This is a genomic window from Nocardioides sp. NPDC057577 (genome assembly GCF_042801335.1).
Lineage (GTDB): Bacteria > Actinomycetota > Actinomycetes > Propionibacteriales > Nocardioidaceae > Nocardioides.
In genome coordinates, this window is record NZ_JBHVGB010000154.1 from 1 (window position 1) to 15,316 (window position 15,316).

Consider the following 15,316-nt stretch of genomic DNA (forward strand, 5'->3'; position numbering starts at 1 on the left):
AAGGCCGCCCCTCGGGGCGGCCTTCGTTCTCTTTGTACGTCTTCATTCTCCGGGAACGGTCACCGCGAGGATCCACAGCGCACCCGCGGTCAGCGCCAGCAGGGCCACGTCGAACCAGCGGTTGCGCACGGCCAGCATCCCGGCATCCTTCGTACGCAGCACCGCCCGCCCCAGCGACGCGGACCCCACCCCGGCGGCGAGGACGATGATCCCCACCCGCCAGTGGCCGAAGCCGACCAGCCCGAGACCGACGATCGCCGCCGTCAGCACCCCGAGGTAGACGAACCCGCCGATGGTCGAGGGGAAGCCGCGTACGTCTTGGAGGTCCGTCTTCTCGTGCTCAGGAGCAACCGCCGCCGGTGCGGGAGCCTGCGGCGTGGGGGTGAGCGGCGGGTGGACGGACACGATGTCAGAGCCTTTCGAGAGCCTTCTCAGCGCTGAGGACGATATTGGAGAGCAGCATGGCGCGTGTCATCGGACCCACCCCACCCGGGTTCGGCGACACCCAGCCAGCCACGTCCCACACGTCCTCGGCGAGGTCTCCTGCGATCTTACCGTCGACGCGGGAGACACCGACGTCCAACAGGGCCGCGCCCGGCTTGACCATGTCCTTGGTGATGATCCCGGGCACGCCGGCGGCAGCCACCACGATGTCGGCGTTGCGGGTGTGGGCAGCCAGGTCGCGGGTGCCGGTGTGGCACAGGGTGACCGTGGCGTTCTCGCTACGGCGGGTGAGCAGCAGGCCCAGCGGGCGACCGACGGTCAGCCCACGGCCGACCACGACGACCTCGGCGCCCTTGATCTCGACCCCGTGCCGCCGCAGCAGCTCGATGCAGCCCACCGGGGTGCACGGCAGCGGGCCGTCCTCACCGAGGACCAGCTTGCCGAGGTTGTAGGGGTGGAGACCGTCGACGTCCTTGTCCGGAGCGACCCGGGAGAGCAGCGCGAACTCGTCCAGGCCGGTCGGCTGCTGGATGAGGAAGCCGGTGACTGCCGGATCCGCGTTGAGCTCGTCGATGACCTTCTCGACCTCCGCCTGGGTGGCCGTGGCGGGCAGGTCGACACGGGTCGAGGCGACACCGATCTCGGCGGCGTCCTTGTGCTTGGCGTTGACGTACCAGTGCGAGCCGGGGTCGTCGCCGACCAGGACGGTGCCGATGCCCGGGGTGATTCCCTGGGCCTTCAGCTTCTCGACCCGCTCTGCGAGCTCGGCCTTGATCGCCTTCAGCGTCGCGGTGCCGTCCAGCTTCTGTGCTGTCACGATGTCAATCCTGTCACTCGGTCTTCAAAGAATTTCGTACGCTGCGGGCGCATGTCGCTTCGCTGCCCGCTTCCACGCCGGTTGGCCGCGCGGTTTCAGTTGCGTCGGGCTTTCGCCGACGCGGCGCAAAGGTCCCTCCCCCGCTTCGCTCCTCCGGGACATTTGCGCCGAGTCGGCGCTTAGCGCGCTGCGCGCGCTAGTGCGCGAAGTGGCGGGTGCCGGTGAAGTACATCGTCACCCCGGCCGCCTCGCAGGCCTTGATGGTGAGCTCGTCGCGGATGGAGCCACCGGGCTGGACGATCGCCTTGACGCCGGCGTCGAGCAGGATCTGCGGGCCGTCCTCGAAGGGGAAGAAGGCGTCGGAGGCGGCGACGGCGCCGCGGGCGCGCTCGGAGCCCTCGGCGAGGGTGTTGGCACGCTCGACAGCCAGGCGGCAGGAGTCGACGCGGTTGACCTGGCCCATGCCGATGCCGACCGAGGCACCGTCGGAGGCCAGCAGGATCGCGTTGGACTTGGCCGAGCGGCAGGCCTTCCAGGCGAAGGCCAGGTCGGCCAGTGTGGCCTCGTCGGCGGCCTCGCCCGTGGCCAGCGTCCACGAAGCCGGGTCGTCGCCCTCGGCGTCGACGTGGTCGACCTGCTGCATCAGCAGGCCACCGGAGATCGGGCGGGTCTCGACCGGGGCACGCTCGTCGGCGGGTGCGATCAGGATGCGGATGTTCTTCTTGCCCTGCAGGATCTCGACGGCGCCGTCCTCGTAGCCCGGAGCCACGATGACCTCGGTGAACACCTCGGCGACCTGCTGGGCCATCTCGACCGTCACCGGCCGGTTGGAGGCGATCACGCCGCCGAAGGCGGAGACCGGGTCGCAGGCGTGGGCGCGCCGGTGGGCCTCGGCGATGTCGGCACCGACGGCCAGACCGCACGGGTTGGCGTGCTTGATGATCGCCACCGCCGGCTCGGCGAAGTCGTTGGCAGCGCGCCGGGCGGCATCGGTGTCGGTGTAGTTGTTGTAGGACATCTCCTTGCCGTGCAGCTGCTCGGCACGGGCGAGCCCGGCGGGGCCGAACCCGTTGAGGTAGAGCGCGGCCTTCTGGTGCGGGTTCTCGCCGTAGCGCAGCACGGTCGCCTTCTCGTACGTCCCACCGACCCACGCCGGGAAGCCGGTGCCGTCGGTGCTGTCGGTGAGCACGGAGCCCATCCACGAGGCGACCTGGACGTCGTACGTCGCGGTGTGGACGAACGCCTTGGCCGCCAGCGCCTTGCGCTCCTCGTAGGTGAAGCCCTCGCCCTGCGCAGCCTCAAGAGCCTTCGCGTAGTCGGCACCGTCGGTAACGATCGCGACGGACGGGTGGTTCTTCGCGGCGGCGCGAACCATGGACGGGCCACCGATGTCGATCTTCTCGATGCAGTCGTCGATGCCGGCGCCGGAGGCGACGGTCTCGGCGAACGGGTAGAGGTTCACCACGACCAGGTCGAACGGCTCGACCTCGAGCTCCTTGAGCTGCTCGACGTGGGACTCGAGGCGGCGGTCGGCAAGGATGCCGGCGTGCACGCGCGGGTGCAGCGTCTTCACCCGGCCGTCGAGGCACTCGGGGAAGCCGGTCAGGTCCTCGACCTTGGTCACCGGCAGGCCGAGCTTCTCGATCAGTGCGGCCGAGCCGCCGGTCGAGACGAGCTCGACACCAGCGTCGTGGAGCCCGCGGACCAGGTCTTCGAGACCGGTCTTGTCGTAGACGGACACCAAGGCCCGCTTGATGGTGATCTGATCGAGCACAGCAATCTCCTCATCGGTCAACGATTTCGATGAGGGCACCCAGGCGGTCGATGCCGTCTCTCACACTCCCCGGTGGTCCCCCACCTGCGCCAGTCGTGTGCTCGTCACTCTAACCGCTCAGGCAGGTCCGAATCGAACTCGCCTGCCGTCGACCGTGTAGCCCTCACGGGCGATCCGCCCGACGTTCTCGACCAGCATCGAACGCTCCACGACCTTGATCCGCTCGTGCAGCGTCTCCTCGGTGTCGTCGTCCTCCACCGGCACCGTCACCTGCGCCATGATCATCCCGGTGTCGACCCCAGCGTCGACGACGAACAGCGTCGCCCCGGTGACCTTCACGCCATACTCGAGCGCATCCCGCGCCCCGTGCATCCCCGGGAAGGACGGCAGCAGCGCCGGATGCGTGTTGAGCGTCTTCCCCCCGAACCGGTCCAGGAACGCCTCCCCCACCAGCTTCATGAACCCGGCAGAGACGACAAGATCAGGCTCGTACGCAGCCACCGACTCCGCCAGCGCCGCATCCCACTCCTCGCGCGACCCGAAGTCCTTGACGCGGTGCACGAACGTCGGGATCCCCGCATCGCTCGCCCGGGTCAGCCCCTGGATCCCGTCGCGGTCAGCCCCGACCGCAACGACCTCGGCCCCGTACTCCGGGGACGCGCAGGCATCCAGCAGGGCCTGGAGATTGGTGCCCGATCCGGACACGAGGACGACAAGACGAAGAGCCACGCCGTCACTGTAGAGCAGCACAAGGCTCGTGCCCGCGCCCAGTGAGCACCACCGGGCCCCCACCCGCACGAATCACTCGTCGGCGGGGAGCGTACGCCGGTGCCACCAGGTCATCGTGAGTCCGGCGAGGAGACCGGCGAGGCCGAAGAAGGCGATGGCGTTGACGAGCACCTGGCCGGCGTACGGCCCGACGTCGGCCATCCGGCCGGGGCCGACGGATCCGCCGGCGACACCGGAAAGAATGGCGAGGAGCAGGCCTGCGAGGACGCCGGCGCTGACACCGCGGAGGGCGCCCTCGGACCAGCGCAGGGTGGGCCGGACCCGACTGACGCGGCAGACGGCCCAGAAGGCGGTGAGCGGGCCGAGCGCCATCACCGCGGCGACCCAGGCGGGCGGGGCGCCGTTGTCGGGCAGGGCGGCGAGCATCGGGAACATCGGCAGCGGGCCGAGGGTCACCGCCGTCGGGGTGACGGTGGTGCCGACACCGACCGTGAAGCCCGGCCCCAGGGCGTACGCACTGGAGAAGAGCACGGCGTTGGGGAGCACGAAGACGGCGAGCAGCGAGTAGAGGATGATCCCGCCGACGTCGAGGTGGAGCTGGGAGACGACGTTGACCGACGTGGTGAAGTCGGTGAAGAGGGCCGCGAAGAACACCAGCGTGCTGACCGCGAACCACCAGAGCAGGATCGACCTGACCATCACGAGTACGTCCACGGCAGCGCGTGGCAGCAGCGTGATCCACAGCGCCGCGCGGCCGGAGCCGACCGCGATCGCGGGCAGCGCCACGACCACGCAGAGCCCGACCGACCAGGCGAAGACGCCGGCGATGCTCGGCGCGGTGGCTGGGGTGCCGGCGACGAGCGCCGTCACGATCGCGGTCACCGTGTAGCCGAACGTGAACAGCCCGGCGACGACCGGGACGGTCAGGTCGCGCTCGCCGTCGGCGAGGGCGTTGGCGTCGGGGCCGTGCAGCGAGACCGCGTCACCTACCCGGACGCCGACCTGCCACAGAACCCAGGCGAGGACGAGGGTCAGCCCGAGCGGGACGACGGTGACCGCGACCCCGGAGACGACGACGCCCGAACCGTGACCGAGCAGCCACCCGAGCGCGGCGACACGCAGGGCGTCCGAGGGTTCGCCGTGGGCGCCCATGTCGCTGATGAACCAGCCGAGGATGCCGATCGCCAGGCACACGACCAGCGTGGCTGCGGCCGTGCCGATGCCGCCGAGCAGGGCGACCGCGACCAGCGGGCGGCGATGGCGGAGATCATGGAGATCGTCCGCGGAGAGCCCACGGTCAGGGGTGCGAGGAGGCAGCAGCGAGGACATCGCGTCTCATCCTCGCAACCCGCGTCGTCCCGATCTCGGCGACGCGCCGCCAGGAGCGGTCCCCGGCTTGGTCACAGCGGTTGATACCCGCCTGTGCATCTGCGGGTATTGCCGTTCATTCGACCGAATCACCTACAGTTGACCGCTGACATGGGCATGACCACGGCAGACCACGAGACCTTCGAGGCGTTCTATCAGGACGTCCGTGGGCGCCTCCTTCTCCAAACCTGGTCGCTGACCGGGGATCTGGAGGCCGCCAAGGCTGCCGTGCGCGGCGCGCTGGTCATCACCTGGCACCACTGGCGCAAGGTGAAGCCGATGGACGACTTCGAGCGCGAGGACTGGGTGCGCCCGATCGCCTGGTCCAAGGCGATCCGCAACCACTCGGTGCCCCTGCTCCACCGCGACCAGACGATCGCGCCGGAGGCGCGCCACACCCTCTCCGCGCTGCGCGGCCTGCCGCTCCACGACCGCAAGGTCTTCCTGCTCGGCCACCTCACCAGCGTCGACCTGGCTCAGCTGGCCCGTGAGGTCGGCACCCCGATCAGCCGCACCGAGACCGACCTGCAGGCCGCCAACGCCGCCATCTGTGCCGAGCTCGGGATCGCTCCGGAGCAGCTGCAGTCGATCTTCGACCCGCTCGTCGACGTGCTCACCGAGCAGCCCTGGCCGAAGACCTCGACGATCACCACCGCCGGCGCCGTGCGCCGCCGCGTGCACACCACCATCGGCGCTGCCGCGGCCATCGCCGCCCTGGTCGGCACCGGCTTCTTCGTCACCCAGGGCGCCGAGACCGCGCCACGGCTCAACACGCTCTCGATGCAGTCGGCGGCCGAGGAGTTCGAGGTCGAGCCCAGCCAGATCCCCGGCAAGAAGCTGACCGCCAAGGACCTGATGACCGAGGAGGAGGTCGCGAAGATCTACGGCGGCACCTGGGCCGTGGACATCTCCTCCGACAACCTCGAGGGCACCGGCCTCACCATTCCCTGCCAGGCCGACACCTCGGCCGACAAGCGGCCGGTGGCGAGCCTGGCGCGCACCTTCACCGCCAAGGCGAAGGCGACCACCGCCGGCACCACGATCGAGTCATCGGTCGACGCGACGGCCGCGGCTGCGGCGTACAAGAAGATGCAGGGGTGGTACGCAGCGTGCGCCGAGCCCCGCTACCAGCTGATGGTCACCGAGACGGTCGAGGGCATCGGAGACCAGGCGACCCTGTTCACCTACCGCGACTGGGAGAACAACCGGGCGGTCACCTACGGCGTCGCGCGCACCGGCAGGCACACCGCCGCGGTCACCGTGAAGACCGAGGGCAAGTCCAGCACGACCGCGGCCAGGACCTCGACGATGCTCGGCACCGCCGTCCACAACCTCTGCTCGATGCCCGGCGCGGGCGCGTGCGTGGAGACCAAGCGTCCGCAGGCGACGGTGGTCCCGCTCGCCACCGGCAAGGCACCGGGGCTGATCAACGAGACCGACCTGCCGCCGGTCAGCACCATCGGTGACCCCTGGGAGGGCACCGAGGCGAAGGCGGCCAAGACAAACCCGGCCCAGACCCGCTGCGACGGGACCGAGTTCAACGCCAAGGGCATGACCGGCGCCCAGACGCGTTCCTTCGTGATCCCCGAGACGAAGAAGAAGCTCGCGCAGACCTTCGGGCTCACCGAGACGGTCGGGAAGTTCGGCTCCGCCAAGGAGGCGCAGGCCTTCAACGTCGCGATCAAGGGCCGGCTGGACAAGTGCAGCGACAAGCAGCTCGGTAGCCACGTCACCCAGCTCGCGACCGAGTCCATCAAGGACGGCGCGATCACGGTGTGGGACATCCGGGTGGAGCTCGAGAACTCCTCGATCTACTACCGGATGGCCGCGATCCGGCGCGGCGCCAACGTGGCTCAGATGAGCTTCAACCCCGACGGCGACGCCGACATGAGCAACTCCGACTTCGTCGCTCTCGCCAAGCGCGCCGCCTACCGGCTCGACTATCTCTGAGCCCCCTTCTTCACAAGACTTGTCCCTCCGGATGCAACCGGACCTGCCTCCCATGCATCTGAACCTCTGAGGCTGGCGCAGGGCCAGATCAGGGTCCGGCCGGTCCGGGGAGGCAAGCGATGGACGAGGACGAGTTCGACGTGTTCTACAACGCGTCCTACCGCCGCGTGTGCGCGCAGGTGTACGCCATGATCGGCGACTCCGACGAGGCCGCCGAGTGCGTCCAGGAGGCGTTCGCCCGCGCCTGGGCGCACCGCCGCAAGATGTCCTCGGTCGACTACCCCGAAGCCTGGGTCCGCACCACCGCCTACCGCCTCGCGGTGGGCCGCTGGCGCAGAAAGAAGTACGCCGGCCGCGTCACCGACAGAGCCGTCGGCGTCCGCACCGAGATGCCCGCCGTCGACGAGACCCATGTCGCTCTCGTCGACGCCCTCAAGCAGCTTCCCGAGGCCCAGCGTCAAGCGATCGTCCTACATCACATCGCCGACCTGCCCGTCCACCAGGTGGCCGCGGAGGTCGGCGTACCGACCGGAACCATCAAGGCCCGCCTCTCCCGCGGGCGCACCGCGCTGGCAGCGCTGCTGGCAGACGAAGCGCCCGGCACCGCAATGGAAGGAGGCGTGCGATGAATGACCCGATCTCCCGCCTGGACCGGTTCCGCGCGAACACCCCTGGAGCACCGATGAAGTCCGCAGCCGAGGTACGCCGCCGGGGTGACCAGATCCGCCGCCGCCAGCGCACCCTCGTCACCGCCGGAGCCGTGGCCCTGGCCGCGGTCGTCGCCGGACCGATCATCTTCCTCTCCGCCGGATTCGGCGACAAGGCCATCGACCCTGCTCCTGCGCCCAGCGAGACTCCGAGCACGGTCGCCCCCAGCGCCTCAGCCTCGGCCTCCGCGCCGGCGTCGGACCTCACCCGCGCAGCCCTCCCGATCGCGGCAGACCTGGTCGCGGAGGAGCCGTTTCCGGCCTGGGTCGAGGAGCGGACCTATGACGGTGAGGGACAGGGCGACCACAACGAGTGCCTCACCGCGTCTCTGAGCGACGCGGGTGCGCTGGCGACCGTGCGCCGTGACTTCGTCCCCCGGCCCGGGGACGAGCTGTCGGACTCGGCCGGGACACTGAAGGCCGTCGTCGCCGAGTTCGACTCGCCCGAGGCGGCCGAGAAGGCGCGCGGCGACCTCGCCGAGGCAGCGGCCGCGTGCCGCGGCGTGGATGCCCCCGAGACCGCGGGCTCGCTCCCCGTCGAGGGCGGCGTCGTCTCCGCCGGGGAGATCGACGTGGTGACGTACCAGCCCGACGACCCGGACATGCACGCGGTCTGGGAGATCGCGACTGCCGTCGTCTCCGCCGACGACCGGGTCCTGGTGATGACCCGGAAGCGCGGCGTGCAGAGCTACGTCTCCCCGACCGACCTGCAGACCTCGGCCGTCAACGCCGCCCACCGGATGGTCGGCGCGAAGAGTCCGGTCGAGGCGTCCTCGAACCCGCCGGCCTCCTCACCGGCGACCAGCAAGGCTCCGGAGCCGACCCTGTCGGCACGACACCTGCTCACCGGCGAGGAAGCGATCTACCCCAACGGAGGAGCGCTGGACTGGGTCGAGAGCTCCGGCTCGACGACCACCGGCGAGGCCACCCCCGCGGGCAACGCCTGCTGGCAGGGCTCCATGAAGGCCCGCGGAGCGATCGCCACCATGCAGCGGAACTTCGGCCTGGAGACCTCCGAGGGCGGTGACTCCGACGCCGACGCCTATCTCAACGAGACGATCGCCGAGTTCCCGTCCAACGAGGAGGCCCAGGCGGCGTACGAGGACGTGCTCACCTGGTTCGACGGCTGCAGCCCCGAGGGCTCGGACAGCTTCAAGCCCAACCCGTTCGGCGACGTGCCGATGTCAGCGCCGGCCGAGGGCGTCGCGGGGTACTCCATCTACGGCCCGATCACGGCCGCTCCCGGGACGCAGTACGACCCCGCGGGCCGCGAGGAGGACGGGTGGTTCCTGGAGATGGGCGTCGTCCTCAGCGGCAACCGGATCGCCGTCCTCAGCCAGCTGATCAGCGGGCAGGACTACGACTGGCCCGCTGCGGACGGCGGTACCCCGGTGCAGCAGATGCTCCCCGCCGCGGCCGATCGGCTCTCGTCCAGATGACCGGATATGCAACCCATGTGGACGCTCGCACGTATCAATCCGCGACACTGACGCTCCTGCAAGGGTCAGGTAAAGCCAGCCGGGGAGGCAAGACGATGGACGAGGACGAGTTCGACGCGCTGTACAACGCGTCCTACCGCCGCTTGTGTGCTCAGCTGTACGCCATGATCGGGGACTTCGACGAGGCCGCGGAGTGCGTGCAGGAGGCCTTCGCCCGCGCGTGGGCGCACCGCCGCAAGATGTCCTCGGTCGACTACCCCGAAGCCTGGATCCGCACCACCGCCTACCGACTCGCCGTGAGCCGCTGGCGCCGCAAGAAGTACGCCGGGAGGGCAGCCGACAGGGCCGTCGGCGCCCGCACGGAGATGCCGGCGGTGGACGAGTCCCACGTGGCGCTCGTCGCCGCGCTGAAGCAGCTTCCCGAGGCGCAGCGCCAGGCCATCGTCCTGCACCACATCGCCGACCTGCCGGTCCACCAGGTGGCCGCCGAGGTCGGTGTACCCACCGGCACCATCAAAGCCCGCTTGGCTCGAGGACGAGCCACCCTGGCGGAGCTGCTCGCCGACGAGACACCCGGCGCCATCTGGAAGGAGGCCTGAGATGAGTGACCCGATCTCACGGCTGGACCGGTTCCGCGCCGATGCCCCCGGAGCGCCGATGAGCTCCGCAGCCGCGGCCCGGAGCCGAGGTGACCAGATCAGGCGCCGCCGTCGTGCCGCCGTCACCGCCGGCGTCGCGGCCGTGGCCGCGGTCGTCGCCGGGCCGGTCATCTTCCTCTCCACCGGACTCGGCGACAAGGGGATCGACCCCGCACCGGCCACGAGCGACAGCGCGGTCGCCTCCAGCCCGTCCGGCTCCGCGTCTGCGTCCGATCTCACCCGCGCCAACCTGCCGACCGAGGAGGACCTCGTCGCCGACGACCCCTATCCGGCGTGGGTCCAGGAGCAGACCTACGACGGCGAGGGCACCGACACCTACAACGACTGCCTCACCGAGTCGCTGGGCGATGCGGGTGCGCGGGCGACGTACCGCCGCGACTTCGTCGCGGAGCCCGGCGAGGAGATGGCAGACGCGGCAGGCACGCTCAACGCCGTCGTCGCCGAGTTCGGCTCGGCCGACGAGGCCGAGAAGGTACGCACCGACCTCTCCGACGCCGCGACCTCGTGCCCCGGCGTGGACGGCGCGGACGTCGCCGGTTCGCTCCCGGTCGAGAGCGGAGTCATCTCGGCTGGGGACATCAACGTGGTGACGTACCAGCCCGAGGACCCGGACATGAACGCGGTCTGGGAGACCGCGACGGCCGTCGTCTCCGCCGAGGACCGGGTGCTGGTGATGACCCGGAAACGCGGTGTCCAGGACTACGTCTCGCCCACCACCCTGCAGACCTCTGCCGTCAACGCTGCCTACCGGATGGTCGGCGTCACGCCCCCGGGCGATCCGTCCGCCACCCCGACGGAGACGGGATCGCCCGCGGCGGACGGTCTCAGCGCGGTCAACCTCGTCGACGGCAGCACCTTCCCCGCGCTCGACCGCTTCGAGAGCCAGCTGGGCTGGAACCAGTACACGCCCACCCCCGACGTGCCGACGCTGGCCTGCCAGAAGGAATGGCTCTCCTCGCTCGGTGCCTCGGCGAAGGTCGCCTCCGACTACCGCTGGGACACCGACAGCGCCATGGTCGGCCAGGTGCACGTCGCGGTGCTGGACTTCACCGACGAGAACGCCGCCGGCGCTGCGTACAACGAGATCATGGAGTGGATGGAGGTCTGCCCGGCCAACAAGCTCGGCGTCGACCCGACCGTCACCTCGCTGCCCACCGATGTCAGCGACGACCTCGACGCCGGGCCGAAGCGCGCGGCACGCTCCCAGGCGACCTACCCGGGTCTGGACGGTGGCGACAGCCTGTGGTTCGAGTCCGAGCTGGTCGCGGAGTACGAGACCCGGCTCGTCCTGGTCGGCTACGCCGAGCTCGCCGGCCCCTGTCCGCCGAGCACCGGCGACACGAGCGACCCGTGCTACCAGCCCGACCAGCCCGACTCCTGGCCCGGCCGGATCCTCGCCATCGAGAAGGCGGCGGTCACCGCCGGGATCAGCGACCTGCGCTGACGGACACCCGCCAAACACGATAGGGTTGATTGTCTTTCATGACTTAGCGCCTGGAGACTCTCGTCACAACGCGCTCACCCAAGGAAGACACGTACCGGTCAGGACGTTCGGGCCCAACAGAGCCCCGACCCGCATCAACCTTGGAGAAGCCCTCTCGTGTCCACCGCCCCCACCGCCAGACGGCGCCTGCCGCTTCCGTCCTTCTCGGTCCAGATCATCCTGGGCCTCGTCCTCGGCGTCGCGCTCGGTGCGGTCGCGCGAGCGATCGGCCCCGGCGCCGGCGACGAGGCCAACTGGCTGACGACGACCCTCGCCACGATCGGCGGCTCGTTCGTCTCGTTGCTCAAGGCCGTCGTCGTACCGCTGATCTTCACCGCCATCATCGCCTCGATCGCCAACCTGCGTACGGTCAGCAACGCGGCCCGGCTCGCGGGCCAGACGCTGCTGTGGTTCGCCATCACCGCGGCCATCTCGGTCGCCATCGGCATCGGCCTGGGCCTCCTCTTCCGGCCCGGCAGCAACACCGCGGTCAGCACCGCCGATGCGGCCGAGGCCGGCGCCTCCGCCTCGTGGCTCGACTTCCTCCAGGGCCTGATCCCCGGCAACTTCCTCGGCCTCGAGGCATCGACCAGCGTCGAGCAGGTCGGCGGGAGCCCGCTCGCGGAGACCGCGCTGAGCTTCAACGTCCTCCAGGTGCTCGTGGTCGCCCTCGCGATCGGCATCGCGGCACTCAAGACCGGCGAGAAGGCCGAGCCGTTCCTCGCCTTCAACCGCTCCTTCCTCGCGATCGTGCAGAAGGTGCTGTGGTGGATCATCCGGCTGGCGCCGATCGGCACCCTCGGCCTGATCGGCAACGCGGTCGCGTCCTACGGCTGGGACTCGCTGAGCTCGCTGGCCTGGTTCGCGGTGGCCGTCTACGTCGGCCTGGCACTGGTCCTGTTCGTCGTCTACCCGGTGCTGCTGCGGGTCAACGGCCTCAACCCGCTGGCGTACTTCCGCGGTGCCTGGCCGGCGATCCAGCTCGCCTTCGTCTCGCGCTCCTCGGTGGGCACCATGCCGGTGACCGAGCAGGTGACGGTCAAGAACCTCGGCGTCCCCCAGGAGTACGCCTCGTTCGCCGTCCCGCTGGGCTCGACCACGAAGATGGACGGCTGCGCGTCGATCTACCCGGCGATCTCGGCGATCTTCGTCGCCCAGATCTTCGGGATCGACCTGGGCATCACCGACTACCTGTTGATCGCCTTCGTCTCGGTCGTCGGTTCTGCCGCCACCGCCGGCCTCACCGGTGCCGTCGTGATGCTGACCCTCACGCTCTCGACCCTCGGCCTGCCGCTGGCCGGCGTCGGCCTGCTGCTCGCGATCGACCCGATCCTCGACATGGGGCGCACCGCGGTCAACGTCGCCGGGCAGGCCCTCGTGCCGACCATCGTGGCCAAGCGCGAGGGCATCCTCGACGTCGACCGCTACCGCTCCGCCTCGGCAGAGGGCCTGCTGGCCGACGACGAGCCCGCCAAGGAGACGGTCGCCGCCTGACGTCACCCCGGGTAGGCCGAGCCCGTACGCGCGGCGCGCAACGCCTCGGCCCACCAGGCGAGCTGGGCGAGCATGCCCTTGGCGTAGACGGCCGAGTCCGGGTCGTCGGGCCGACCGTTCTCGTCGAGGCGCTCCCAGTAGCGCGGGAAGGCGAGGCGCGCCTGGAGCGGGTGGGCGTGCAGTTCGGTGAGCACGTTCTCCAGGTGCAGGGCGGCGTGGCGGCCGCCGCTGTCGCCACCGTAGGAGACCAGCGCGACCGGCTTGGCCTGCCACTGGGTGAAGTGCCAGTCCAGGGCCGACTTCAACGAGGCCGGATAGCTGTGGTTGTACTCGGGTGTGACGACGACGAAGCCGTCGGCGGCCTCGAGCGCCTCGGTCAGGTCGCGCTGACCGGCGGGCCTCGGATAGTCGGCACCGGCGGCCTTCGGCGACTCGGCGGGCAGGGACAACGGGATCTCATGGTCGGCCAGATCGATCAGCTCGACCTGGAGACCGCCGTACGCCTCGGCCTGCTCGGCCACCCAGGAACCGAAGATCGGGCCACCGCGGCCTTCCCGGACGCTGGCGGTGATGACTGCGATACGTAGTGGATTCATGTCATCCAGGTTCGTGCCGATCGGCGAGCGGTGGGAGACCGAGCCGAGGCTGGCCCCGGCAGGGCCACCCTGACCGAGCCGTTGCGCCGTAGGCTTGTCGGCATGCCCGCCAACCCGGGAGCCCTCGGCTCGTTCATCAGAGATCGCCGGGACCGGACCACGCCCGAGAGCGTCGGTCTCCCGGAGGGCGTACGCCGCCGCGCCCCCGGTCTGCGCCGGTCCGAGCTGGCCACGCTAGCCGGGATCAGCGTCGAGTACCTGGTCCGGATCGAGCAGGGCCGCGACCGTCACCCCTCGCCGCAGGTCCTGCGGGCCATCGGCGACGCGCTCCGCTTCGACGCCACCGCCCACGAGCACCTGCGCACCCTGGCGATGGCCTCGAGCGGACAGTGCGTCGGGCCGTACTCCTCGGGTCGTGACGTACGCCCCGGCGCCCGCACCCTCATCGAGCAGCTCGAGCCCGGGGTCGCGGTGCTCACCAACCGGCTCGGCGACCTGCTCGCCCACACCGAGACCTTCGACCTGCTCGCCCGGCCCCTGGGGCTGCTCGGCCACGCGGAGCCCAGCCTGACCGCGTACGCCTTCCTCCACCCGCGCGCCCGCGAGGCGTTCCCCGACTGGGACCTCGTCGCCGACGACCTGGTCGCGAACCTCTACCGCGGGCCGAACGCCGGCACCTCGCGCCGGATGATCGAGGCGCTGTCACCCCAGGCGGGGCCGGAGTTCACCGACCGGCTGGGCCGCCACGACCTGCCGCACGGCGGGGTGTGGCGCTGGCGCCATCCGGACGCCGGCGAGCTGCGCTTCGACGTCGAGGAGCTCGAGCTCCCGGCCGCCGACAACCAGCAGATCCTGGTGCTGATGCCGGCCGATACGGCGACCGCCGAGTCGCTCGACGCGATGCGGCGGCGCCGCGCCGGTGCCCTGCGCGCGGTCTGAGGCCGGTCAGCTCGACGGAATGTAGAGCTTGAACCCAGCAGGCAGCTTGTCGGGCGCCCGGTGGCCGTTGTAGATCCGCAGCTCCTCCTCGGTGATGCGGAACTTCTTGGCGACGCTGGCATAGGTGTCCCCGGCGACGGTCGTGTAGACCGTCTCACCGGTGCCGGGCTGCGGTGTCGGCTTGGGCTTCGGCTTGGCCGGCTTGGCCGGGATCTCGATCGTCGTGCCGGCGAGCAGCTTGGTCGGGTCCGCGTAGCCGTTGTGCTTCATCAGCGCCTCCGCGGTGACACCGAACTTCTTGCCGATGCTGACGAACGTGTCACCGGCGACGACCTGGTACTTCTTCAGCTTCGGCTTCGCCGCCGGGATCTTGATCTTGCTTCCCGCCAGCAGCTTGGTGGGATCCTCGTAGCCGTTGAGGGCCATCAGCTCGCCCACCTCGACGCCGAACTTCTTGGCGATACCGGAGAAGGTGTCACCGGCCACCACCAGATAGGTCTTCTCGGCCGGCTTCGCGGGCGGGCTCACCACGAGCTCGGCGCCTGCCCGGATCTTGGCGGGGTCGGCGATCTGGTTCCAGGTCGCGAGGTCGGTGACCTTGACGCCGTACTTCCCGGCGATCCCGGAGAGCGTCTCCCCCGGCTGGACGACGTGGGTCTTCCGCGCCTTCTCCGCCTGGTCCACGACCCGATTCACACTCTGGCCCGGCGCCGCTCCCGCCGAAACCGAACAGAGACTCAGCGGCGCAATCGACACCGAAAGTCCGATAACGACCGCACCCGAGAGCAAACGCGTGATTCGCTTGGTCATGGTTGTCACATTAATCCGTTCGGACGCTCGGGCGCGCACATTCGGACCAATTCCCCCACAGACGAAGACCGCCCCGCGACCTTGGCGGTCGCGGGGCGGTCAGGTGC

General features: G+C 70.2%; 14 protein-coding genes and 1 riboswitch. Of the genes, 7 read left to right on the plus strand and 7 right to left on the minus strand.

Annotated elements, in window-relative coordinates; translation table 11 throughout:
• Positions 1-42: 42 nt before the first annotated feature.
• The 5 genes from ACFU7D_RS23295 to ACFU7D_RS23315 all read right to left on the minus strand — a co-directional run bounded on the left by ACFU7D_RS23295 (position 43) and on the right by ACFU7D_RS23315 (position 5,093).
• A complete protein-coding gene (locus ACFU7D_RS23295; protein WP_378727500.1) occupies positions 43-405 on the minus strand; it encodes a DUF3017 domain-containing protein in 363 nt (120 codons plus the stop codon).
• Between the two features lie 4 nt (positions 406-409).
• Positions 410-1,261, minus strand: a complete 852-nt coding sequence (locus tag ACFU7D_RS23300; protein WP_378727501.1) for a bifunctional methylenetetrahydrofolate dehydrogenase/methenyltetrahydrofolate cyclohydrolase — start codon at positions 1,259-1,261, stop codon at positions 410-412.
• A gap of 196 nt (positions 1,262-1,457) precedes the next feature.
• Positions 1,458-3,035: a bifunctional phosphoribosylaminoimidazolecarboxamide formyltransferase/IMP cyclohydrolase gene (gene purH, locus ACFU7D_RS23305; RefSeq protein ID WP_378871761.1), complete on the minus strand. Its 1,578-nt coding sequence runs from the start codon at positions 3,033-3,035 to the stop codon at positions 1,458-1,460.
• A 30-nt stretch (positions 3,036-3,065) separates the two neighbouring features.
• Positions 3,066-3,142: riboswitch (ZMP/ZTP riboswitch) on the minus strand.
• Between the two features lie 10 nt (positions 3,143-3,152).
• Positions 3,153-3,764: a phosphoribosylglycinamide formyltransferase gene (gene purN, locus ACFU7D_RS23310; RefSeq protein WP_378871764.1), complete on the minus strand. Its 612-nt coding sequence runs from the start codon at positions 3,762-3,764 to the stop codon at positions 3,153-3,155.
• A gap of 72 nt (positions 3,765-3,836) precedes the next feature.
• Positions 3,837-5,093: a DUF6350 family protein gene (locus tag ACFU7D_RS23315; protein ID WP_378871767.1), complete on the minus strand. Its 1,257-nt coding sequence runs from the start codon at positions 5,091-5,093 to the stop codon at positions 3,837-3,839.
• 156 nt (positions 5,094-5,249) lie between these two features.
• Here ACFU7D_RS23315 and ACFU7D_RS23320 point away from each other — a divergent pair, with 156 nt between their 5' ends.
• From ACFU7D_RS23320 to ACFU7D_RS23345, 6 genes are all read left to right on the plus strand, one after another.
• Positions 5,250-7,082, plus strand: coding sequence for a hypothetical protein (locus ACFU7D_RS23320; protein WP_378871770.1), 1,833 nt, complete (start codon positions 5,250-5,252; stop codon positions 7,080-7,082).
• Positions 7,083-7,201: 119 nt separating this feature from the next.
• Positions 7,202-7,711, plus strand: coding sequence for an RNA polymerase sigma factor (locus ACFU7D_RS23325; protein ID WP_378871772.1), 510 nt, complete (start codon positions 7,202-7,204; stop codon positions 7,709-7,711).
• Positions 7,708-9,228, plus strand: coding sequence for a hypothetical protein (locus ACFU7D_RS23330; RefSeq protein ID WP_378871775.1), 1,521 nt, complete (start codon positions 7,708-7,710; stop codon positions 9,226-9,228). The genes ACFU7D_RS23325 and ACFU7D_RS23330 overlap by 4 nt, the downstream gene beginning before the upstream one ends.
• A gap of 95 nt (positions 9,229-9,323) precedes the next feature.
• Positions 9,324-9,827, plus strand: coding sequence for a SigE family RNA polymerase sigma factor (locus ACFU7D_RS23335; RefSeq protein WP_378871777.1), 504 nt, complete (start codon positions 9,324-9,326; stop codon positions 9,825-9,827).
• 1 nt (position 9,828) lies between these two features.
• Entirely contained in the window at positions 9,829-11,331 is a 1,503-nt protein-coding gene (locus ACFU7D_RS23340) for a hypothetical protein (protein ID WP_378871780.1), read from the plus strand.
• Positions 11,332-11,487: 156 nt separating this feature from the next.
• A complete protein-coding gene (locus tag ACFU7D_RS23345; protein WP_378727510.1) occupies positions 11,488-12,864 on the plus strand; it encodes a dicarboxylate/amino acid:cation symporter in 1,377 nt (458 codons plus the stop codon).
• Between the two features lie 2 nt (positions 12,865-12,866).
• On the opposite strand, the gene ACFU7D_RS23350 is transcribed toward ACFU7D_RS23345, so the two are convergent.
• Positions 12,867-13,460 (minus strand): NADPH-dependent FMN reductase, encoded by a 594-nt coding sequence (locus tag ACFU7D_RS23350; protein WP_378871782.1) that lies wholly within the window; start codon positions 13,458-13,460, stop codon positions 12,867-12,869.
• A gap of 102 nt (positions 13,461-13,562) precedes the next feature.
• On the opposite strand from ACFU7D_RS23350, the gene ACFU7D_RS23355 reads away from it, so the two are divergent.
• Positions 13,563-14,399, plus strand: a complete 837-nt coding sequence (locus ACFU7D_RS23355; RefSeq protein WP_378871785.1) for a helix-turn-helix domain-containing protein — start codon at positions 13,563-13,565, stop codon at positions 14,397-14,399.
• A 6-nt stretch (positions 14,400-14,405) separates the two neighbouring features.
• On the opposite strand, the gene ACFU7D_RS23360 is transcribed toward ACFU7D_RS23355, so the two are convergent.
• On the minus strand, positions 14,406-15,083 hold the full coding sequence (locus tag ACFU7D_RS23360) for a LysM peptidoglycan-binding domain-containing protein (RefSeq protein ID WP_378871788.1): 678 nt from the start codon (positions 15,081-15,083) through the stop codon (positions 14,406-14,408).
• Between the last annotated feature and the right edge of the window lie 233 nt (positions 15,084-15,316).

Excerpts from the sequence above, each read along its gene's own strand:
- ACFU7D_RS23315 (WP_378871767.1), bottom strand. The coding sequence starts at position 5,093 with ATGTCCTCGCTGCTGCCTCCTCGCACCCCTGACCGTGGGCTCTCCGCG.
- ACFU7D_RS23320 (WP_378871770.1), top strand. The coding sequence starts at position 5,250 with ATGACCACGGCAGACCACGAGACCTTCGAGGCGTTCTATCAGGACGTC.
- ACFU7D_RS23325 (WP_378871772.1), top strand. The coding sequence starts at position 7,202 with ATGGACGAGGACGAGTTCGACGTGTTCTACAACGCGTCCTACCGCCGC.
- ACFU7D_RS23330 (WP_378871775.1), top strand. The coding sequence starts at position 7,708 with ATGAATGACCCGATCTCCCGCCTGGACCGGTTCCGCGCGAACACCCCT.
- ACFU7D_RS23335 (WP_378871777.1), top strand. The coding sequence starts at position 9,324 with ATGGACGAGGACGAGTTCGACGCGCTGTACAACGCGTCCTACCGCCGC.
- ACFU7D_RS23340 (WP_378871780.1), top strand. The coding sequence starts at position 9,829 with ATGAGTGACCCGATCTCACGGCTGGACCGGTTCCGCGCCGATGCCCCC.
- ACFU7D_RS23350 (WP_378871782.1), bottom strand. The coding sequence starts at position 13,460 with ATGAATCCACTACGTATCGCAGTCATCACCGCCAGCGTCCGGGAAGGC.
- ACFU7D_RS23355 (WP_378871785.1), top strand. The coding sequence starts at position 13,563 with ATGCCCGCCAACCCGGGAGCCCTCGGCTCGTTCATCAGAGATCGCCGG.